Here is a 21,253-nt window from a genome sequence, read left to right as displayed (position 1 = left end):
TCCGGACGAGAACGGCCCCGCTCTCCGGGGAGAGCGGGGCCGTTCGGGTGGGGCGACCTACGCGAGGAACTCGGCGAGGTCGGCCTCGAGTGCGGGCTTCGGCTTGGCACCGATGACGGTCTTGACGACCTCGCCGCCCTTGAAGACCTTCATCGCCGGGATCGACGTGATCTGGTAGTTCATGGCCGACTGGGGGTTGTCGTCCACGTTGAGCTTCACGATCTCGATCTTGCCGGCGTGCTCTTCGGCGATCTGGTCGAGGATCGGCGAGACCGCGCGACACGGGCCACACCACTCGGCCCAGAAGTCGACGAGGATCGTCTTGTCGGACTTGAGGACCTCGTCCGAGAAGGTGGCGTCGGTGACAGCCTTGGCGTTGGACATGTGTGCTCCTTCGAGAAGTCGTTCAGGGGGTACAACGGCGATGCCGTCGTGGTATTCCGAGGCGGGTCAGGCCCGGGCGGCGATGACGTCGACCATGGCGGGCTCGGTCGGGGCAACGCCCTCGGCCTCGTCCGTCAGTGCGTCGTCGAGCTCGGCGAGGTACTTCTCGGCGTCGAGCGCGGCGACCGTGCCCGAACCGGCAGCCGTGATGGCCTGACGGTAGGACGGGTCGATGACGTCACCGGCGGCGAAGACACCCGGCAGGTTGGTCTTCGACGAGCGGCCCTGGACGGCGATCGTGCCCTCGGGCGCGATGTCGATCTGGCCGTGGATCAGGTGCGTGCGCGGGTCGTTGCCGATCGCGATGAACAGGCCGTCCAGCGCGAGCTCGGACTCCTCGCCCGTCACGGTGTCCTTGAGCGTGACGCCCTCGACCGCGGAGTCACCCGTGATGCCGGTGACCTCCTTGTTCCACGCGAACTCGATCTTCGGGTCGTTCATCGCGCGGTCCTGCATGATCTTCGACGCACGCAGGGAGTCCTTGCGGTGGATGACCGTCACCTTGTCGGCGAAGCGGGTGAGGAACGTCGCCTCTTCCATCGCGGAGTCGCCACCACCGACGACGGCGATGTTCTTCTGACGGAAGAAGAAGCCGTCGCAGGTCGCGCACCACGAGACACCGTGGCCGGACAGGCGCTCTTCGTCGGGGAGGCCGAGGTGACGGTACGCGGAGCCGGTGGCGTAGATGACCGCGAGGGCCTCGTACGTCTCGCCGGAGCCGACGGTGACCTTCTTGACCTTGCCGGTGAGGTCGACGGAGACGGCGTCGTCGTACAGGACCTCGGCACCGAACTTCTCGGCCTGTTCCTGCATCTTGATCATGAGGTCGGGGCCCTGGATCCCCTCGGGGAAGCCCGGGAAGTTCTCGACCTCGGTCGTCTTGGTGAGTTCACCGCCCGTCTCGACACTGGAGGCGACGATGAGCGGCTTGAGCTCTGCGCGCGCTGCGTAGATGCCGGCGGTGAACCCGGCCGGGCCGGAACCGATGATGATGAGCTGGCGCATGCCTGATTGCCCTTCCGTTGCGTCTGACCGGGTCAACCCATCGTACCGGCGAGGCATTCCACACGCCCCGTGAGCGTGCGGTGCGCGGCTGGGATCAGCGGCCGAGCTTGCTGCGGAGCATCCGGACGGCGTTGCCGATCTCACCGTTCTTCGCGACGACGAGGGCTCCGAAGTACACGGCTGCCATCACCGCGCCGGCGAGGACGAGGGTGATGGCCGCTCCGGTGAAGTCGGCCATCGCGAAGCCGCTCGCCGAGAACGACCCGAAGAAGTTCACGACGAGGAGTCCCACGACGCCCGCGATGAGCGCGGCGATGACGAACTGCACGTGCGAACGGGTGACCACGGGTCCTTCGATGCCACCGAGCCGCTTGCGGACGAGCACCAGGGCGACGATCGTCTGCGCGGTGCCCGCGAGGGTGGTGCACGCTGCGATCGCGACACCGATCGCCTCGTTCGGGAGCGTGCTGACCGCGAGGGCACCGATCACGAACAGCACCGACTGGACGCACTGCATGAGGAACGGCGTCCGGTGGTCGTGCATCGCCCAGAAGACGCGCTGGATGATGAACAACATGCTGAAGAGCGCGAGCCCCGGCATGTAGGCCAGCAGGACCGCACCGATCGACAGCGCCCCGTCGAAGGTGTTGGAGAACATGCGTCCGAACGGCACGGCGACGACCATCAGCGCGATCGACGCGAAGACGGTGAACAGTCCGACGATCCGCAGCGAGAGCGACAGGTTCTTCCGCACGGCGTCGAGGTCGCCGCGTTCCGCGTCGTGGCTCATCCGTGTGAAGTACGCCGTCGCGATGGAGACCGTGATGATCGAGTGCGGCAGCATGAAGAGCAGCCAGGCGTTCTGCAGCACCGCGTTGCCCGCCGCACCGGAACCCAGCGATGCGACGCGTGACTGCACGATGCCGGCCAGCTGGGTGACGAGGATCATCGCGAACAGCCAGCCGGCCGCCGTGCCCGTCGACTTCAGGCCGACCCCACGCCAGCGGAAGTCAGGTCGGAAGCTCAGGCCAGCCCGGCGCCAGAAGAACGGCAGGAAGGCGGCCTGAGCGAGGACGCCCAGGGTCGCACTACCGGCGAGGACAGCGATCTTGAGCGGAGTCCAGTCGTCGACGCCGGAGTTCGCGGCCCTGCCGCCGAACATGGCGATGAAGACGACGAGCCCGGCGATCGAGATGACGTTGTTGATGAGCGGCGCCCACGTGAACGGGCCGAAGACCTGCTTCGCGTTGAGGACCTCGCCGAGCAGGGAGTACATCGCGTAGAAGAGGATCTGCGGCAGGCACCAGAACGCGAACGCCACCGCGAGGTCGATCTGACCGGGCGTGAACCCCTTGCCCTCGCCTGAGGCGGTCTGCGCGTACACCTGCACGAGCAGTGGGGCGATGAGGGTGGCGACGACTGCGATGACGATGAACAGGGATCCGCCGAGCGTCACGATCTTGTTGACGTAGGCCGTGCCACCGTCGGTGTGCTGCTTCATCGCACGCACGATCTGCGGGATGAGCACGGCGGACAACAGGCCACCCGCGATCAGCGCGTAGATGTTGTTCGGGAGCTGGTTGGACACCGCGAACGCATCCGCCGCCGGTGACTGCGTCTGCCCGATCGCGTACGCCAGCACGAAGGTCTTCGCGAAGCCGAGGATGCGCGACAGCATCGTGCCGGCGGCCAGCATCGCGCTCGCCCGGCCGAGGCTGCGCTCGGCGACCGGCTCGGCGTCGACGTCGGGCTGGGGCTGGCTGGTGCTGATGGTCGGCTCCTCGGGGTCGCGGTCGTCCGCGACGGTGTTGCGTGCGGCGTCGGACGGGAGGCGCGGCTCGGCTCCGGCGCGCGCGATGGCGTCCTGCAGGGGGCCCTGGTCCACCGCCGCGGTCGTCTCTGCAGCCGTCTCTGCAGCCGGGGCTGAGGCCGCCGCTCCGGTGGCCGTGCCGGCCGTGGACGCGGCCACGCTGGGGGCGGGGGCCGCTCCGGAGCGGTGATCCGTGCCTCCAGGCCGGGTGGTGGACGCCTGCGCGCCCCCGACCGTCGGCTGGACCGCAAGGGGGCGGTTCGGGTCGTCGTCGTCCTCGTCGTCGAGTTCGCCGTTGCGGCGGCGGATGCGCTTGCGGATGCTGCGGAAGATGCCGAAGCCGAAGATGCCGATCAGGGCGATCGCGGCGGCCGCGGTGATGACCGTCTCCCACTGCGCCTGCACGTTCAGCTCGACGGTCGCGGGCTCGGCCACGGCGACGCCGGTGGGGCTCGAGAGCGACATCGTCAACTCCACCTTGCCGTTCGCGACCGACTGCACGGGGACGGTCGCACGGGTGGAGGAGTCGGGCTGGATCTCGACGACGATGTCGTTGCGGACGACCCGCAGCGCCGAGTTGGACGGCTGCACGGACAGGTGCACCGTGACCGGGTAGGCGGAGCTGTTGCGGATCGACACCGGCAGGGACGACCGGTCGCCGAGCAGGGTGAGGCTGCTCGAGTCGACGATGCCGACCTCGGTGGTGCTCTTCGCCCAGGCGGCCGTGCGGGCCTCCACCGCGGCGGCGAGGCCCTGGTCGTCGTCGCGCCACGCGTTCGAGGCGAGCGCGAGCAGACGGAGCCGGGCGGGCGCGGTGAGCTGGTTTGGGTCGCCGAGGATCGTCGCGAACGCGGAGAGCCCCTGTTCCCCCCGCACGAGTCGTTGCAGCTGGTCGATGCGGGCCTCGCCGGTGGACGCGCTGGCGAGCGTGAGCGACCCGGCGACGGCCTTCGAGGCGGTGGAGAGGTCGGCCGGGGCGACCCAGGCGGTGCTCTCGAGGGCGTCCAGCGCCTGGCTGAGCCGGGTGGAGTCGGACGGCCACTCGCGCCCGAGGGTCAGCAGGATCGGCCCCGTGGCGGTGGCGGCACGGGCCGAGGTGGCCAGCGTCGCGGTGAGCTCGGACATCGTCGACGACCAGGTCTGCCGGTCGGTGGCGGCGGCGGCTCGGCGGAGCATCGACGACATCGACTGGTCGGAGACGAGCACGTGGTCGTCGCCGATCTTCTCGGACGCGGTGATGGTGGTGTCCGCGCCGGCCGAGGTGTTGCCGCTCGAGACGATGGTGGTCTTCGTGCCGGCACGCTCGAGGGCGGGCAGGTCGGCGGAGGACACCGTGCCCTCGGTCGGCCAGGCGATCGAGTCCATCGAGTACGGGAAGTCGAGCAGGGACTCCGTGGTCGGCAGCGTCTCCTGCGCCTGGTCGGCACCGTCGTCGGTGGTGGTGCCGTCGCTCGAGGCCTCGGTGGGGGCCGGCGACGAGGTCTGCCCCGGTGTGGCCGTCGGAGTCGGTGCCGGGGTCTCTGCGCCGGGGAAGTTCTCGGACTTGACGGACTGGTCGAGGGAGATCGGCGACAGGATGCCGTCGGACCCGGCCTGGCGCAGGCCGGTGACGTCGGCGTCGGCGTAGGGCAGCGCGAAGGTCTCGTTGCGCAGTGCTTCCAGACGCTGCAGCCAGGTGATCGCACTCGACGGGGCGTTGTCGCCGAGGATCCGGATCGAGGCGATGATCCGCGGGTCCACCGCCACGGCGACGTTGTGGTCCTCGGCGGCGTCGAGCTGCTGCGTGAGCGTGCCGTCGACCGAGGTTGCGGCAGCGAGCACGGGGGCGGTGAGGATGCCGTCGGTCGACTTCGGCACGGTGATCGGCATCGCGACGGAGACGCTGACCGGGGCCTGTTCGAAGTCCGGGTACCAGGTGATCGCAGAGCGGTCGACGGCGAAGGCGTCGCCCGCCGTGTACTCGGCCGCGATGCGGCGGGCGCCGAACGAGGAGTACCCGCCGAGCGCCACGTTGCCGGAGACGATCTCGACCGAGTCGATGGTGATCGAACGGTGCGCCGGGATCGCCGGGATGTCCACGGAGTCCATCGGGGCGCCGAGGTAACCGGTCGTGGTGGTGTCGCCGAGCCAGCTCGCCAGGACGTCGCGCGTGCTCACCGAGCGGAAGATGTCGAACTCCGCGGTGCCGGCCGGCAGTGCCGCGTCGGTGTCGTTCGTGACGGTGACCGACAGGGTGAGGTCCTGGTCGCGCTGGACGACGCCACGGTTCGCGGGGGCGATCGAGATGGTCGCCTTGCCCGCGTCTGCGGCGGCCGGATCGGCGACGTGGCTCTTGGCTACGGACACCGTGGCGGCCGAGGCGTGATCGGTTGTGACGGGCGCGACGACCAGGCCGAGCGCGACGAGGGTCGACGCGGCTGCGGCGAGCGTGGTGCGGAGCATCTGCATACGGGGAGCGGGCCACGGGGTCGGTTCGGGCCGAGCACGAGTGTATGAGGCGCGACCATGAACAGGTCCCGTGCGCGCGCGGCTTGTGGAGAACTCGGGGCCTCGATCTGGGAGGATGAGCACCGTCATGCAGTCCGTTGCCCAGGCCGTCGAACGACTCGACGCACTCGCCACCACCGAGCCCGTCGACCTCCTCGCTCGGGCCTTCGCCGACGCCGGACACGAACTCGCCCTCGTCGGCGGCCCCGTCCGCGACGCGTTCCTCGGCCGTCCGGTGACCGATCTGGACTTCACCACCGACGCCCGGCCGGACGAGATCCTGCGGATCGTCGAACCCATCGCGAGTGCCACCTGGGACGTCGGTCGCCAGTTCGGCACCATCGCCGCACGGGTCGCCGGCGAGCAGGTCGAGATCACCACGTACCGCAGCGACGTCTACGACGGCGAGACCCGCAAGCCCGAGGTCGCGTTCGGCGACACCATCGAGGACGACCTGCTCCGGCGCGACTTCACCGTCAACGCGATGGCCCTGCGGCTGCCGGGCCGCGAGCTCGTCGACGTGCACGGCGGCGTCGAGGACCTGCTCGCCGCACGGCTCCGGACGCCCCAGACCGCGGTCGTCTCGTTCCGCGACGACCCCCTGCGGATGATGCGCGCCGCACGGTTCACCTCCCAACTGGGCTTCACCGTCGACGACGACGTGCGGGCCGCGATGGAGGAACTCGTCGCGTCGATCGACATCGTGTCCGCCGAGCGGGTCCGCGACGAGCTCGTCAAGCTGCTCAACACCGACGATCCGGTCCCCGGCCTCCGGCTGCTCGTCGACACCGGCCTCGCCGAGCGGTTCCTGCCCGAGCTGCCCGAGATGCGGCTCGAGGTCGATGAGCACCACCACCACAAGGACGTCTACGAGCACTCCCTCACCGTGCTCGAGCAGGCGATCGGGTACGAGGCCGAGCGGCACGCCGGCGACCCCCCGGACACCGTGCTCCGGCTCGCGGCGCTGCTGCACGACATCGGCAAGCCCGCGACGCGCAAGCTCGAGCCCGGCGGCGCCGTGAGCTTCCACCACCACGACCTGGTCGGTTCGAAGATGGCGAAGAAGCGACTCCGTGCGCTCCGCTTCGACAACGACACCATCGCCGCGGTGTCCCGCCTGATCGAGCTGCACCTGCGCTTCTTCGGGTACACCGAGGGCGCCTGGACCGACTCCGCCGTCCGCCGCTACGTCCGTGACGCCGGACCCCAGCTCGAACGGCTGCACGAGCTCACCCGTTCGGACGTCACCACCCGCAACCGCCGCAAGGCCGATCGGCTGGCGTTCGCCTACGACGACCTCGAGGACCGGATCAAGACCCTCTCCGAGCAGGAGGAGCTCGAGTCGATCCGTCCGGACCTGACCGGCGACGACATCATGCGGATCCTCGACATCCCGCCGGGGCGTGCCGTGGGCGAGGCCTACCGGTTCCTGCTCGAGGCCCGGATGGACGAAGGGCCCCTCGGGCCGGAGACGGCTGAGGAGCGCCTGCGCGAGTGGTGGAGCACCCGAGGCGACACCGGCGCCTGAGGCGACACCAGCACCCGAGGCGACGCCGACGCCTGAGACGCGACCGCCTGGCGGGCGGGACCGCTCTCCACAGGCCGGTGGCGCGCCTCCAGGCAGTCCGGTAGGCTACCCAGGTTGCCCCTCGCGCACCTGCGTGGTCTGGGGCACATGCATCAACCCTCCTGCCCCGGGAACCGCCCGGGGCCGCTGAGACCAGAGGAGGTGGGTTCCGCATGCACCAGTACGAACTGATGGCGATCCTCGACCCCGAGATCGATGAGCGCACCGTCGCTCCCAGCCTGGACAAGTTCCTGGCCGTGATCCGCAACGCGGGTGGCACCGTCGACAACGTGGACGTCTGGGGCCGTCGCCGGCTCGCTTACGAGATCGCGAAGAAGTCCGAGGGCATCTACGCCGTCGTCGACTTCACGTCGTCGCCCGAGGCCGCCAAGGAGCTCGACCGTCAGCTCGGTCTCTCCGAGGCCGTGCTCCGCACGAAGGTCCTCCGCGCTGAAGAGGGCATCGCGCAGGTCGCCGCCCAGAAGCAGCGTGACGAGGCTCGCGCGGCCCGCAAGGCCGCCAACGCCTCCGCAACCGCGACCGCGAGCGCCGAGTAACCCGTGGCCGGCGAAACCGTCATCACGGTGGTGGGCAACCTCACCGCGGACCCCGAGCTGCGCTACACGCAGAACGGGCTCGCCGTGGCGAACTTCACCATCGCGTCGACTCCTCGCACGTTCGACCGTCAGGCGAACGAGTGGAAGGACGGCGACGCGCTGTTCCTCCGCGCGAGTGTGTGGCGCGAGTTCGCCGAGCACGTGGCGGGGTCGCTGACGAAGGGCTCGCGCGTCATCGCGCAGGGTCGTCTGCGTCAGCGTTCCTACCAGGACCGTGAGGGCCAGCAGCGCACGAGCATCGAGCTCGAGGTCGACGAGATCGGCCCGTCGCTCCGCTACGCGACCGCACAGATCACCCGTGCAGCGGGTGGCAGTGGCGGCGGTCGTGGCCAGGTCGGCGGCGGCGCCAGCGCCCCCGCGGGCAACGGCGGCGGCAACTGGAACAACAACGGTGGCGGTCAGTCGGACGCGCCCTGGTCTCCCCAGGGCGGCCAGCAGGGTGGCGGCAACGCACAGTCGAACGACGTGTGGAGCACCCCCGGCGGCAACTTCGACGACGAGACCCCGTTCTGATCCTCAGCGTTCCGACGGACACACAACTTTTCTTCTAAGGACAAATCACTATGGCTGGAAAGAGCACCGGCGACCGCCGGAAGCCTCGCGGCAAGGGCGGCAAGAACGCTGCTCCCGCGAAGTCGATCAAGGTCGGCGTCATCGACTACAAGGACGTTGCGACCCTTCGCAAGTTCATCTCGGAGCGTGGAAAGATCCGCGCCCGTCGCATCACCGGCGTCTCCGTCCAGGAGCAGCGCCTCATCGCCCGTGCCGTGAAGAACGCCCGTGAGATGGCGCTCCTCCCCTACGCCGGCTCCGGCCGCTGATCGGAGGTCGACACATGTCGAAGCTCATCCTCACCCACGAGGTCTCCGGCCTCGGTTCCGCTGGTGACGTCGTCGACGTCAAGAACGGCTACGCCCGCAACTACCTCATCCCCCAGGGCTTCGCTGTCGCGTGGTCCAAGGGCGGCGAGAAGCAGGTCGAGTCGATCCGTGCCGCGCGTACCGCGCGCGAGCTCGCCACCATCGAAGAGGCACAGGACCTCAAGATGAAGCTCGAGAACGCGACCATCACCCTGTCGGTCAAGGCCGGCAAGGACGGTCGTCTGTTCGGCTCCGTCCGTCCGGGCGACGTCGCTGACGCCGTCCAGGCGCAGGGCGTCGGCTCGCTCGACAAGCGCAAGGTCGAGGTCCCCGCGACCATCAAGACCGTCGGTGACCACGAGGCCACCGTGCGCCTGCGCGAGGACATCACTGCCGTGATCTCGCTCAAGGTCGTCGCTGCCAAGTAGCACGGACGTTCCGCTCCACGACGGGCGGGTCTCCTCCGGGAGGCCCGCCCGTCGTTGCGTTCCGGGGGCGGTCGCGCGGCTTGTCCCACGGCTGTCGCCGACATGGTCACGGGCCTGGAGGCGCGGCTCGACTCGGGCTGGCTGGTTACGCTTCAGACGGGGTCGCGCTGGCTGGGAACAGGCCGAGAACTCTTCCCACAGGAGGGGTCCTTGTCAAGTCGTTTTACACAGTGGAAACGTGTCAAATCGGAACCTTCAAGGGGTACTTGAACCCCACTTTTCCACACACCGTGTGTAGCAGAAAAGCCCAGGTCAAGTGGTCGAAAGTGTGTTCGTACGGGTCTTTTTCCACAGACCCGTCCACAGTTCTCCACACAGCGCTCCGGCGTGTTCCGCAGGCTCTCCACAGAGTTATCCACAGGGCCGTTTGTTGGGGATAACTCTGGGGCCGTACGTTGGCCCAGCGACTCGGGGATGTCGGTTGCCGGGGGTAGAAACAGGGGTGCGGGTTCCGGCCGGTGGGTGCTGTCCCGCCGATCCAGGTCCGTGTCGTCAACAGAGGAGAGCGTGTGTCGATCGCACATCTTGAGCCCGCACCGCAGGACTACGCGGAGCGCGGTATGGAACGCACCCCGCCGCACGACATGCTTGCGGAGCAGTCGACCATCGGTGGCATGCTCCTGTCGAAGGACGCCGTCGCCGACGTCATCGAGACCGCCCGTGGCGTGGACTTCTACGTCCCCAAGCACGAGGTCATCTTCGACGCGATCCTGTCGCTCTACTCGCACGGTGAACCCACCGACGTCATCGCCGTCACCGACGAGCTGACCAAGACCGGGCTGCTGTCCCGCGCCGGCGGCGCCGAGTACCTGCACAGCGTCACGAGCATGGTGCCGACGGCCGCGAACGCCGGCTACTACGCCGGCATCGTCGCCGAGAAGGCGGTGCTCCGCCGCCTGGTGGACGCCGGCACCCGCATCGTCCAGATGGGCTACGCGTCCGAGGGTGAGGTCACCGACCTCGTCAACAGTGCGCAGGCCGAGGTCTACAACGTCGCCGGTGGTGTGCAGACCGAGGACTACGTCCCGCTGACCGACGCCATCTCCGCCGCGCTCGACGAGATCGAGGCCGCCAAGGGCCGCGACGGCCAGATGACCGGCGTGCCGACCGGGTTCGCGCAGCTCGACGGCCTGACAAACGGCTTCCACCCCGGACAGCTCATCATCGTCGCCGCCCGACCGGCCCTCGGTAAGTCGACCCTGGCGCTCGACCTGTGCCGCGCCGCCGCGATCAAGCACGACCAGACCGCCGCCTTCTTCTCGCTCGAGATGGGTCGCGCCGAGATCGCGATGCGTCTGCTCTCCGCCGAGACCAGCGTGCCGCTGCAGAACATGCGCAAGGGCACCGTGGACTCCCGCGACTGGACCACCATCGCGCAGACCCGCGGTCGCATCAACGACGCCCCGTTCTTCATCGACGACTCCCCCAACATGACGCTCGTCGAGATCCGCGCCAAGTGCCGTCGACTCAAGCAGCAGCACAACCTGAAGCTCGTGGTCATCGACTACCTGCAGCTGATGACCTCGGGCAAGAAGGTCGAGAGCCGCCAGCAAGAGGTCTCCGAGTTCTCGCGTGCGCTGAAGCTGATGGCCAAGGAGCTCCAGGTGCCCGTCATCGCCCTGTCGCAGCTGAACCGTGGTCCGGAGCAGCGTGCCGACAAGAAGCCGGCGATCTCCGACCTCCGTGAGTCCGGTTCCATCGAGCAGGACGCCGACATGGTCATCCTGCTGCACCGCGAGTCGGCGTACGAGAAGGACAACCCGCGTCAGGGTGAGGCGGACCTGATCGTGGCGAAGCACCGTAACGGACCGACGGACACCATCACCGTGGCGTTCCACGGGATGTTCTCGCGGTTCGTCGACATGCCGCAGTAGGCGCGAGGGCGCGTGTGACTGTCGTCGCAATGTGTCGCGATGCAGCGCGAACCGATCAGGCAAACCCACTTTGCAGCCGGACGACGTACCCCCGGACGAGGACGTTCGCAAAGTCTTCCTCAGCTCTACACTGGGCCAACGAACCGCTCAAGAGGGGGACTGTGCTTCCGGCGTTGGACGACCGCGGCTTTCTGCCGCCCGCGACCCATCCGTACCCGGCGACGCTTGATGAGCTGCATCAACGATTCGTGGTCGAGGCGCCGTTCCGCGAGCGTCGGCAACGGGTGTTCGACGCGCTCTCGTTGTACGCGGCGCTCGTCTGGGATGCACTCCCCTCGGCGCGGTTGCGGATCGACGGCGGCTTCGTCACACACAAGCCCTGGGCTGCACCGGAGGACGCCGACGTGGTCGTCGTATACGACCGACCAACCCCTCCCGGCGGCTTGAGCGCAGTGGTTCGCGCGCCGCTGTTCACGATGTCGAACCTGACTGCGGTGGTGTCCGGCGAATCTGTCACCCTCGAGAAGGCGGCAGTGATGGGCGGCCTCATCGACGCGTACCCCGCCCCCGCGGACAAGCCAGCGCTGCTCGCGTACTGGGATCGGATGTGGTCGAACGTCACCGGTCCAGGGAAGACTTCCCTCGACGGGGAGCGCAAAGGTTACGTGGAGGTGATGAATCCGAATGCCGGACGGTGATGAGAAGTCTCTCGAAGAGCTCTTTCGAGCGGCGTTACGCGAAGCTCGCGCCGATGCTGACAGCGACCTCCTGGTCGGAGCGCTCCTGTCCTCGGCCGTTGACACTCCGTCTTTGCAGCTCGTCGCTGAAGAGGAGTTGGCGCCTGATGCGGCCGAACTAGAACTGCATCTTGACGGGGGCGACGTGCGCGATCATGCCACGAACGCCAAGTCGTTCGGGGTGTTCGTCACGTCGATGGCGGACGCGTCGAAGGAGTACGCCAAGAGCATGCTTCGGCTCGGAGCGATGAGTGCTCCGCTCCGTATCGCTCCGGGGCCAGGGTCGGTCCGCGCCACTTTCATTGCACCGATGCCACACGAACGCGCTGATGAACGACACACGCCGCTGACAGCGGGCGTGACCGATGATCGCGTGTGGACCGAGAGCGACGTGTACTCGGATTCGCTGTGGGCCATCGCAAACGTGTTCAGCAACGCCGAACCTGAACCCGACAGCGCGGCCCTCGATGGCATCATTCAGTCGATCCCGTTCCGAGCCCGGACTCAGTTACGCAAGGTCGCCGAGCAGGTGGCCGCGAGGGACTGGCAGATCACCGGCCGCTTCCAAAAGCAAGGGCTGGGCTCTCACGGGGTATCTCTCACGAGCCGCGGCGCGAAACACCTCGCGGAACAGCTCGCTGTCCAAGACGTACACCGAACGCAATGGAACACGTCTGGAGCGATCACGGGTCACCGGTGGGACAAGGGACTCATGTTCTTCGCGGCAGATGATCGCGCGCGTACTTTTGCCGCGAGTTTCGAATCGTCCGACCTCGAGCAGCGCGTTGCACAACTAGCGACCGTCGAAGACCGCCGAGTGGAAGCACGGTTCACCATCTATACCGCCATCGGACGGGGTGTCGATGAAGGCCGCCGCAGTTACGTGCTTGAAGCGATCTATCCAACTGTTGCGGACGCGGAGCTCGACCTGCCCATCGCCGACAGACCGGTTTGATAGAACAAGGTGGATCGACTCGCGCAGCCGGCGCCGATGCTTAGGCTCACTCATCGACCGCGGCTTCTCAGCCGGAGTGAGGCGTCAGGGCGGGTGACGCGCCTATCTCGTCAGCGCTGAACTCGCCCCATCCCACTGGTACTAACCCGAGTTGGACGAATGGAAACGACAATCATCCGCGACGAAGCGGCCGCGCTGGGACACCTTGGTGTAGCGGCGCTCAAGATGATGGCCGCCGTATTCACCGCCCAAGTGCCCCGCTTCCCGGGACTAGTTCCGCCTGACGAGATCAGTGATCTCGTCAACCAGTTCTTCGCGGACAAGAACCCCGGCTATGTCGACGCCGTCACCGCAGCACCCAACGACGCGGCCGCAACCCGTCTGACCCGAAAATGGGCCGAACGATGGCTTGTTGACCGTGTCCGGCAACACCCCTGGGGAGCGCTGCGCAACCGACTGGAGAAACGCCTAGAACGCTCTCCACTGTTCGCGCCATCTGCCGTGGCGCACTACTGGCGCGAAGCGAGCGGAGAGGACGCCGATCGCCCACACACTCACGCCCAGCTGCGTGCGACTGCCCTCGCTGCACGTGTCGACGTCACCTTCCCCACAGGGGGCGGGGCGGTCACGCTCGGCCGGGCCGGACAGCTGGAAGAGCTCATACGACGGCTGCTGCACGTTGCTGGGCGGCTGAGCGTGAGCGACATCACCCGGATCTGCGCGGACCGATTCCCATCCGTGATGCTCAGCGGCGACGCGCATCTCTCGGCCGTGCAATCAGATGATGCTGGCCTAGACGAGGCCCCTGCCGACCCGGACGCCGTCCAGGTAGCAGCTGACCGAATCCGCGAGGCAATCCGCGGAGAGACGCTCCTGCGGCTGCTGACAGATAAGGAACGGCTTGTCATCCGGCACAGCGAGGACATGACCGCACTCGCTCGAGCCCTCGGGGTTGGGCGGAGTAGCGCGTACTCCGCGAAGGCACAGCTGCAGGCGCGGCTGATCGAGCTCGCTGGCGATGACGAGCGCGGAATGGCGGCGCTGAAGAGCATGATTGGCCTCGTGCTGGACGAAGATGGAGCTGTCCCGTCTTCACCGTCTGACGACCTGGAGGACACCCGTGCCATCTGAGGCAGCAGAGCGCTGGTTTGCGCTCGCGAAGCAGTTCCCCGTGAGCCCGAAGCTACGGGAACGTGTGTTGCGCGGCAGCAGCCAAACGGACAGTGTGGAATCAGGCCAGCTGCGGCAAGCGGATTGGCGCGACATCAGCGCGATGCTTGTCATCGATCAGGTTGACGACGACGGTGCGCTCGCCTGGGCCTACCCCGCCACACTCGAACCCAATGTCGCCGACAGCCGCGCCGTCATCATCGATGCCGAGAGGACCCCCGTCGGCGGCGCAATCGGTGTTTGGCCGACTGAAGCGGCCTGGGTCCCGTTCGCTGCACTCGACGCCATCATTGCCACGTTGCCGCCGACGCTGCTGAGCGTCCTCCGCACGGCTCAGCAACCTGAGACGCTCCTCGATACTGCCGGCGGAGTGCATCGTGCGCACGCCGATCCTTCGCCTGGATCCGGGTCCGCGCTAGGAACTGACGAGCTCCTCGACGCATTGGAAACACTGCGGGAGGCACCCCGGCTGACCGTCCGAGACGACTCGCAACCACCCGCTGACATCTCAGCGATCGCACTGCCAACGATCATGCAGGTCCTGCGAGTGTCACAACCCAGAGCGATGGCCATCCGCCTAGGCAAAGAACAGCTCACCGCCGATGAAACCCGAGCGCTCGCTGCCGCGGTGGGAGTCACTGAGACTGCCATCGAAGCGTTGCGACTGCCGTTGCCTAGGGAGCTCGATCGAGAACTGCAAGAACCACGTTGGCGGCCGATGATTCGGGCGAGCGCCGTTGATGGTGACGAGACTGCAGCACGAGCGCAGTTGGGCTACGAGGCGTTCCAGCTCGCCGCCCGTCAAACCGGGTCCGGCCGGGAGTTGTGGCGGCAACGGTTGGAAACCGTTCGCAACCTGCGGAGCCGATGACGTGCCACGCACCTTCGACGCGGTCCCCGCACAGGTGGACGCGATGCTCGCGGTGTGGCACGCTCGCGGCGGCGACGTCGAAGCACTCACGCTCGACGCGATGCGGGAGCTGCGGCAGCGAACAGATCTGACAATCACCGTCGTGCCAGAGTTCGTGCCACGCGACTACACGCAAGGCTGCTCCGTCGCCGGCGGGTACCGATGGGAGCCGCCGACATTGCTCGTGACCGAGTCGATGTCGAGGCGCCGGCAGCAGTTCACCGCCCTCCACGAGCTCGGTCATCACCTGCAGAAAACTGATGTGTGCCTCGGCACGACCGTGGTTGAGCACGCTCACCCCGAGGAGTTCGAGGACGCCTGCTGCGACGCGTTCGCGGCGCGGATCCTTCTTCCCGCGGACCTGGTGGTGCTGCACACGCCGCGCCGCGGCCCCACCGCGGTCGGCGCGGTCGAGCTGTTCGACTCGTCGAACGCGTCACGGGCGGCGATCTGCGTTCGACTGGCCGGGGCGCTGCAGTCGCCCGGCGTCGTCGCCGTTGTTGATGGCACGGGTACCGTGAGCTTCGCCGCAGCACGTGGCGGTCTGTTCCCGCCTGCACGTGGAAGCGACCAGCGGCAGAACCCTTTGGTGCGCGCCGCGTTGGACGCTGACGACCCCACTCGAGCGGTCACCCGAGACGATGCGCAGATTTGGTACCGAACCGGCCACTCATCGAACCGCCTCTACGGCCACGCAGCATGGTCCGGAGATCACCTCTTCCTCGTCCAGGTGGAGTACGGCGCATCCTGGTTGTCGTACTCGCCGCCCCGCGACGGCACATCGGAACGAACCATCGACCGGTGGGAAGAGTGCGAACACTGCGGCGCCCGCTTCACAATCGCATTCACCTGTCGTCGGTGCGGGCACCCGCGCTGCCCCGCAGGGCACTGCGGGTGCACGGCTGCGGCGCTGCGCACCTGCAATGAGTGCTTCCTCGAGAAGGCGTCTGCGCAGTTCCCGGCCGGGTCCATGATCTGCGCCGACTGCTTGAGCTGACATCTCTGCTGGACGATCTCGGGACTGTCCCGTCTCTGACCAGTGAGCAGGCAACCGCCTCCTCACAGCGGACAGAAACGAGGAGCCCACCGTGGCCTCATCCCAGCACACGACCAGCGTCGTCATCGACGGCGAGCAGATCCACATCCACCAGCGCCACCTCACCGGGGAGGAGCTGCGGAACCTGATCGCCCCGCCGGCCGAGCACATCTGGCTCGACGTCCCCGACGCGCAGGACCACTCCGTCGCCAACGCGGAGACCCTCGCCGTGACCGACGGCATGCGGTTCTTCACGGATCGTCCTCGCACGATCTTCATCGACAAGGTTCCCTACGAGGTGCGCTCAGCGTCCCTGACGGAGCAGCAGCTGCGTGACCTTCCCACACCGTCCGTCCCCGAAGATCACGGCATCTGGCGAGACATCCCCGACGCCCTCGATGACCCCATCGGTGCCGGCGAGATTGTTCCGGTCGCTGCGGGAGACCGGTTCTTCACCAGCCCGCTCCCGATGCACGACATCCCCGTCATCGTGAACCGTGCCCCGGTCACGGTGCGAGGAGCACGACAGACCGGGGCGTCGATCAAGGCGGCCGCGATCGCGCAGGGTGTGCCGATCCAGCCGGACTTCCTCCTGTCCATCAAGGACGGCAAGAAGTACCGCACCGTCAGCGATGACCAGCGCCTCCACGTCCACGCCGGCGACGAGTTCCGTGCGCTCGACGGGGACGACAACTCGTGAACGAGGTCACCATCAGCAGGGCGATCCTCGACGCGATCGACGAGCTGGAACAGACCTTCCTGGACGCGAAGGTCACCTTCGAAAGCGACGGCCAGGGCGGCGCGTGGGTGCGTATCGATCCTGTATCGCTGGGCCCGGCCTACCAGGAAGAGCGCTCCTGGATCGCGTTTCAGATCACCTACCCCTACCCCGAGGCGGACGTGTACCCGCTGTTCATCCGACCGGATCTACACCGACGAGACGGCGCTGCGCACGGGATCGCGTTCCAGAACGTCACGTGGGGTCCACACGGTGAGCCGGGCACACAGCTGTCTCGTCGCAGCAACCGGCTGAACCCGGCCGTAGACACCGCCGCGACCAAGGTCCTGAAGGTACTGCGTTGGCTGGAGACCGAATGAACAACGCATGGTCGGTCGTGATGACCGAGAAGCACTGGCAGGAGCTTCACACGCATCTGTTCCCCGGGGACGGCGACGAACACGGCGCCGTACTGCGGTGCGGCATCGCGACGAGCAGCCGCGGGAACCGGCTGCTCGTCCGTACCGTCGTCCCGGCGGTCGACGGCACGGACTACATCCCCGGCGACCGCGGCTACCGCAAGCTCACCGCCGCGTTCGCAGCCGAAAACATCGACGCGTGCGCCGAGGAAGGGCTGGCCTACCTCGCCGTCCACAACCACGGTGGCACCGACCGCGTGGGTTTCTCCAACACAGACATGGCATCGCACGAGCGTGGGTACCCGGCGCTGCTCGGCATCAACAATGGCCCGCCCGTGGGGGCGCTCGTGTTCGCCAGGGACGCGGTCACCGGTGACATCTGGACCGCCGACGGCCGCCGTCACGAGCTCACCCATCTTCGTGTTGTCGGACGCCCGCAACACGATCTCACCGCCGAGCCGACACCGATCGCAGTCGCCGACCCGGCCTACGACCGGCAAGCGCGGATCTTCGGTGACCGCGGCCAAGCGATCCTCGCTGCGTCCCGGGTTGCCGTCGTCGGTGTCGGTGGAGCGGGATCGCTCGTCAGCGAATACCTCGCCAGGCTCGGTGTCGGCGAGATCCTCCTGATCGATCCGGACCGTCTGGACACCTCGAACGTGCCCCGTGTCGTTGGCGCGCGCCGACGGGATCTCCCGGCAACGCTCCTCCCGGCATGGGCGCCGCGCTGGGCCGTCGCTGCGGCGGCCCGATGGTCGACGCAGAAAGTACGCATCGCCGCACGCGTGGCCAGGGAAGCGTCCCCGGCGTCCCGGATCACGACGATCCCACGCTCCGTACTCGAAGCCGACGTCGCCGTCGCTTTAACCGACTGCGACCACATCTTCCTCGCGGCCGACTCCGCGCTCGCACGCCGCCTCGTGAACTCCATCACCCACCAGTACCTGATCCCCAACACCCAGATCGGTTCGAAGGTGTCCACCAGCAACGGACACGTCAGTGACATCTTCTCCGTCTCACGGATGAGCAGCCCGGGCAGCGGATGCCTGCGCTGCAACGGGCTCATTCCCGCCTCGCGGCTCACCGAGGAAGCCACCAGCGACATCCAACGACGCCGCCAGCGATACGTCGACGACGACGACGTGCACGCTCCAAGCGTGATCACGCTGAACGCCGTCGCCGCATCCCGTGCGGTCGATGACTGGCTCATGAGCATCGGCGGCCTCACCGAACCGGACGTGACCCCTGACCACTGGGTGTCGTACAACCCTCGGACCGACGAGACCGTGGAATTCGAAACCGTCGCCGAGCCAGCGTGCCCACATTGCGGCCCCAGCCGATTTGCTCTCGGGGACGCAGTGCCGATCCTGGCCAGACCCACGTCGGCATCTTGACTGCCGCATGTCGACAGTTAAGTCGAGGAGATGATTGGCAGCCTTCAGTCCCTCCCCTACCGGCCACCGTCGGCCCCGTCTTCGCGACCGTTCCTCCACCAAGCATCGAACGGAGGTCGGTTCGGCATCTCCTAGGCTCAGAGGAGAGCTTGCTGTGTAGGAAGCTCGTGAGGCGCCTGTCGGCTGCTCGCCGTCGCTCTAGGAGATCGCATGTCCTCGTTCCGCAAACCGCCGTTCGCTGCGCGAGCGCCTTCGACGCCTCTCGAAGCGGTCCGCACAGAGCGGGTCAACAGAGTTGCGAGGAGCGAGCAGGTCGTTGCGAGCCGGCGGGCCTTCAAGGAGGGGTCGAACGTTCGGTAGGAACTCCGATTCAAACCTCTCGTCTCCTCGTGTCGCCCTAGAGCCGTCGGCACCGAGATGAACGGATATCGTCTACCCAATCCTGGGTTTCAGACTCTCTGGTCCTGCGCCGGAGCAAGCCGGGCTGGATCGCAGAAACTTATGAGCCACAGAACCGTCCGTCTTTGGGCGAGAGCGTGAGGGGCAGTGACTGAAGTTAACGTCACGGCGATCTATGAGCTACCTGTACCGATCTGGGTCGCGGCGGCAACGTTGAGTCGGACCTACGAATCGGGTGTTGGTGGCCTCGAATTCGACGTTGCGATGCCGAAAGATCATGAGCCAGACGGCGCACCGCCCGCCATCTCGGACTTGTCAGAGGAGGCGGAGGGCTTAACCTGGACGCAGGAGTACGGTGCTTTCATCCCTGAGTCCTTGAAGCCAGCCACGGCGCTGGTGCGCATCGCGCTGCTGAATGTTAAGGGCCCAAATGACGATGACCTGCCCTGGCGGACAGTGGATCAGCAGCTTGCGGAGGGTGTCGACTGGTGGTTCGGCAGTGTTCGCAGTTGGGTGGAGGTCCTTACCGGCCAGGATCTCGACCCTAAACACCGCGTACTCGACGCAGAAGCGGTGGGCTCGGGGCTTACCTTTATCGAACCACCGCATCAAAACGCCCTTGGGTTGAGGATCACCACCCCGCACATTCGGCCAGTCCAAGAACGAGAGTGGGAAGCGCTGCTGAAGGCCGTCGGGGAGGGGAAAGAACCTCCGTTGGAAGAGCTGCTTAGCCGCGATGCCCGTGCTGCGCAACGTCGAGGCGCGAATCGTCGAGCGATCATCGACGCTACTACGGCGGTAGAGATCGCCTTGACGCGCCACGTCGGAAGCCTGCGCTCCACTTTGCCGCCGAAGCAGCAGAAACGGCTTGACCGGAAACCGAGCTTCGGGACCTTCATCTCGATTGCAGAAGACTCAGGGCTAACGCTGCAGGTGACGTATGAGCGTCTTCGCTCTTTAAATGAGTTGCGTAACAATGCTGCGCACCGAGGTTTGGCACCCAGCGATCTCGAGGCTGTTCGGGCCGTCCAAGTCATGATCGATTTTCTGGCGGAGCACGGTGTTTACCGCCGGATGGCGACTTCCGAGCCCGACGGCAGTGAGTTCACCGTCTATTGAGACGCGTGAAGGATTGTGACTTCGAGAATGAGTAGCCTGCGCATGGTGACTCGGACAGTCCCGACGCGGGCGGAATCCGATCAGAGCGAGGGAGCTCCCGGGATTCAAGCTTCAGAACCGGCAGTCACCGGTCGAGCACGCACGCGGTACTCGATGCCGTGACGCTACGAGCATGCGGCACCTCTCTGATCGGGTCTGCGACGCCGTGATCTCCGTCAAGGAGGTTGGCGGTCCGTTGACGTCGCGCGAAGGAGCGTGATGAGCGCATCGTGACCAGAGACTTCCGCAAGCCTTTAACACCAAGCGGATCGAGGCCTGATGTCGATGGATCCAGGCCAGGAGTCACGAGTCGGCCGGTCGCGCTTGACGAGCAGGATGGGCCCCCATCCGGGGGGGCTGGACACCTCGCGACGAGGTTTGAGCCCGACTCGCCTATATGCTGCTTCGATGAGGAGTCACGATCCCGAAAACCCGGTCGTCTACAGCGGTTCAATCCGATGGGCGATCACACTACGTCCGCTGGTGGTCACACTCACCGGTGTGGTGGCGGCCGGTCTAGCTGTAGGGATAACCCGCGTTCTGGAGTGGGGTCGTTCAGTATTCGATGTCGTTGCCCTTGGGTGGGGGATCTGGGGGACTTTGCTCGCGCTAACGATTTATCTCGTAAGCACTGCAAATGCGAAGACGGCGATTGACGCGTCACAGGATGAAGAGGACGCGGAGGACGCGACTGAGGGGGTCGTCGCGACAGTGGGTTCGACGATGAGCGGTCCTGCCCTCAAAACTGCGCTGTCTGAGCACGAGGACTACGTCAAGGCCCTACGGCGGAAGTACCCGGATATCCCGCTAAAGGACATAGTGTACGTAGATGTCGCGCCCCGGAAGGGCCAGGAACGCAATCGGGCTCGAATCATTGCGACGCGTGAAGGTAAAGAGTACAGCGTATTCCACGGGGGTCGTACGGGGAGCTGGATCATCAGACGCGTCTGAGCCACGGCCCGGTGGGTCAAGGGATGAACGGAGGTTGGGCCACGTGCTTCGGCGCGCAGCTGAGCTATCACGTACTGGTAGGAGCGGCGGAGAGTCGTCGAGGCGGTCGGATCTCGTCGCCATGCCGACGGCCTCTCATCCTCACGTGTGCCTAGGCAGCCTGAAGTTCAGGCATTCTCCCCGGCCGAGGCCCGACCGGCAACGCGGACACCCGCGATAGTGCGGCCGATGCGAACGCCGACCAGGGTGCGCCT

The 21,253-nt window shown here is 66.8% G+C and carries 19 protein-coding genes; 16 read left to right on the top strand and 3 right to left on the bottom strand.

Translation table 11 applies throughout. From position 1 onward, the window contains the following. Positions 1-57: 57 nt before the first annotated feature. From trxA to DEJ21_RS18450, 3 genes are all read right to left on the bottom strand, one after another. The gene (trxA, locus tag DEJ21_RS00840) at positions 58-384 is read right to left on the bottom strand and encodes a thioredoxin (protein WP_017887828.1); all 327 of its coding nucleotides are present in this window, start codon (positions 382-384) and stop codon (positions 58-60) included. A gap of 66 nt (positions 385-450) precedes the next feature. Then, positions 451-1,449 (bottom strand): thioredoxin-disulfide reductase, encoded by a 999-nt coding sequence (gene trxB / locus DEJ21_RS00835; RefSeq protein ID WP_071404123.1) that lies wholly within the window; start codon positions 1,447-1,449, stop codon positions 451-453. 94 nt (positions 1,450-1,543) lie between these two features. Continuing rightward, positions 1,544-5,707, bottom strand: coding sequence for a DUF6049 family protein (locus DEJ21_RS18450; RefSeq protein WP_220036537.1), 4,164 nt, complete (start codon positions 5,705-5,707; stop codon positions 1,544-1,546). A 127-nt stretch (positions 5,708-5,834) separates the two neighbouring features. Here DEJ21_RS18450 and DEJ21_RS00825 point away from each other — a divergent pair, with 127 nt between their 5' ends. The 16 genes from DEJ21_RS00825 to DEJ21_RS17895 all read left to right on the top strand — a co-directional run bounded on the left by DEJ21_RS00825 (position 5,835) and on the right by DEJ21_RS17895 (position 20,999). Beyond that, a complete protein-coding gene (locus DEJ21_RS00825; protein WP_111223565.1) occupies positions 5,835-7,274 on the top strand; it encodes a CCA tRNA nucleotidyltransferase in 1,440 nt (479 codons plus the stop codon). A gap of 212 nt (positions 7,275-7,486) precedes the next feature. Further along, positions 7,487-7,870 (top strand): 30S ribosomal protein S6, encoded by a 384-nt coding sequence (gene rpsF / locus DEJ21_RS00820; RefSeq protein ID WP_027466903.1) that lies wholly within the window; start codon positions 7,487-7,489, stop codon positions 7,868-7,870. Between the two features lie 3 nt (positions 7,871-7,873). Further along, on the top strand, positions 7,874-8,443 hold the full coding sequence (locus tag DEJ21_RS00815) for a single-stranded DNA-binding protein (protein ID WP_027466902.1): 570 nt from the start codon (positions 7,874-7,876) through the stop codon (positions 8,441-8,443). Positions 8,444-8,493: 50 nt separating this feature from the next. Beyond that, a complete protein-coding gene (gene rpsR, locus DEJ21_RS00810; RefSeq protein ID WP_017887834.1) occupies positions 8,494-8,751 on the top strand; it encodes a 30S ribosomal protein S18 in 258 nt (85 codons plus the stop codon). Positions 8,752-8,765: 14 nt separating this feature from the next. Beyond that, positions 8,766-9,218, top strand: a complete 453-nt coding sequence (gene rplI / locus DEJ21_RS00805; RefSeq protein ID WP_027466901.1) for a 50S ribosomal protein L9 — start codon at positions 8,766-8,768, stop codon at positions 9,216-9,218. 569 nt (positions 9,219-9,787) lie between these two features. After that, on the top strand, positions 9,788-11,152 hold the full coding sequence (dnaB, locus tag DEJ21_RS00800) for a replicative DNA helicase (protein WP_031260130.1): 1,365 nt from the start codon (positions 9,788-9,790) through the stop codon (positions 11,150-11,152). 173 nt (positions 11,153-11,325) lie between these two features. After that, positions 11,326-11,850, top strand: a complete 525-nt coding sequence (locus DEJ21_RS00795) for a DUF6932 family protein (protein ID WP_146247669.1) — start codon at positions 11,326-11,328, stop codon at positions 11,848-11,850. 112 nt (positions 11,851-11,962) lie between these two features. Continuing rightward, the gene (locus tag DEJ21_RS00790) at positions 11,963-12,844 is read left to right on the top strand and encodes a hypothetical protein (RefSeq protein WP_146247668.1); all 882 of its coding nucleotides are present in this window, start codon (positions 11,963-11,965) and stop codon (positions 12,842-12,844) included. A gap of 159 nt (positions 12,845-13,003) precedes the next feature. Next, a complete protein-coding gene (locus DEJ21_RS18445; RefSeq protein ID WP_220036536.1) occupies positions 13,004-13,975 on the top strand; it encodes a hypothetical protein in 972 nt (323 codons plus the stop codon). A gap of 40 nt (positions 13,976-14,015) precedes the next feature. Next, positions 14,016-14,885 carry a hypothetical protein gene (locus DEJ21_RS00780; RefSeq protein WP_220036535.1) on the top strand — a complete coding sequence of 290 codons (870 nt, stop codon included), beginning with the start codon at positions 14,016-14,018 and terminating at the stop codon, positions 14,883-14,885. Between the two features lies 1 nt (position 14,886). Further along, positions 14,887-15,921: an ImmA/IrrE family metallo-endopeptidase gene (locus tag DEJ21_RS18440; protein WP_220036534.1), complete on the top strand. Its 1,035-nt coding sequence runs from the start codon at positions 14,887-14,889 to the stop codon at positions 15,919-15,921. A gap of 91 nt (positions 15,922-16,012) precedes the next feature. Further along, a complete protein-coding gene (locus DEJ21_RS00765; protein ID WP_111223411.1) occupies positions 16,013-16,660 on the top strand; it encodes a multiubiquitin domain-containing protein in 648 nt (215 codons plus the stop codon). After that, entirely contained in the window at positions 16,657-17,058 is a 402-nt protein-coding gene (locus tag DEJ21_RS00760; RefSeq protein ID WP_220036533.1) for a hypothetical protein, read from the top strand. Before DEJ21_RS00765 ends, DEJ21_RS00760 begins: the two co-directional genes overlap by 4 nt. Further along, positions 17,055-18,491: a ThiF family adenylyltransferase gene (locus tag DEJ21_RS00755; protein WP_181435743.1), complete on the top strand. Its 1,437-nt coding sequence runs from the start codon at positions 17,055-17,057 to the stop codon at positions 18,489-18,491. The genes DEJ21_RS00760 and DEJ21_RS00755 overlap by 4 nt, the downstream gene beginning before the upstream one ends. Positions 18,492-19,037: 546 nt before the next feature. After that, entirely contained in the window at positions 19,038-20,009 is a 972-nt protein-coding gene (locus tag DEJ21_RS00750; RefSeq protein WP_111223409.1) for a hypothetical protein, read from the top strand. Positions 20,010-20,456: 447 nt separating this feature from the next. Further along, positions 20,457-20,999 (top strand): hypothetical protein, encoded by a 543-nt coding sequence (locus DEJ21_RS17895; RefSeq protein WP_146247667.1) that lies wholly within the window; start codon positions 20,457-20,459, stop codon positions 20,997-20,999. The last annotated feature ends 254 nt before the right edge of the window (positions 21,000-21,253 follow it).

Source organism: Curtobacterium sp. MCSS17_006, from assembly GCF_003234215.1.
Lineage (GTDB): Bacteria > Actinomycetota > Actinomycetes > Actinomycetales > Microbacteriaceae > Curtobacterium > Curtobacterium flaccumfaciens.
The sequence above is the reverse complement of the archived record's forward strand: the minus strand, read 5'-3'. Positions and strand labels throughout refer to the sequence as shown.

Coding starts and splice junctions, on each gene's coding strand:
- DEJ21_RS18450 (WP_220036537.1), bottom strand. CDS start 5,707: ATGCAGATGCTCCGCACCACGCTCGCCGCAGCCGCGTCGACCCTCGTC.
- DEJ21_RS17895 (WP_146247667.1), top strand. CDS start 20,457: ATGAGGAGTCACGATCCCGAAAACCCGGTCGTCTACAGCGGTTCAATC.
- rpsR (WP_017887834.1), top strand. CDS start 8,494: ATGGCTGGAAAGAGCACCGGCGACCGCCGGAAGCCTCGCGGCAAGGGC.
- trxB (WP_071404123.1), bottom strand. CDS start 1,449: ATGCGCCAGCTCATCATCATCGGTTCCGGCCCGGCCGGGTTCACCGCC.
- DEJ21_RS18445 (WP_220036536.1), top strand. CDS start 13,004: ATGGAAACGACAATCATCCGCGACGAAGCGGCCGCGCTGGGACACCTT.
- rpsF (WP_027466903.1), top strand. CDS start 7,487: ATGCACCAGTACGAACTGATGGCGATCCTCGACCCCGAGATCGATGAG.
- DEJ21_RS00825 (WP_111223565.1), top strand. CDS start 5,835: ATGCAGTCCGTTGCCCAGGCCGTCGAACGACTCGACGCACTCGCCACC.
- rplI (WP_027466901.1), top strand. CDS start 8,766: ATGTCGAAGCTCATCCTCACCCACGAGGTCTCCGGCCTCGGTTCCGCT.
- trxA (WP_017887828.1), bottom strand. CDS start 384: ATGTCCAACGCCAAGGCTGTCACCGACGCCACCTTCTCGGACGAGGTC.
- DEJ21_RS00755 (WP_181435743.1), top strand. CDS start 17,055: ATGAACAACGCATGGTCGGTCGTGATGACCGAGAAGCACTGGCAGGAG.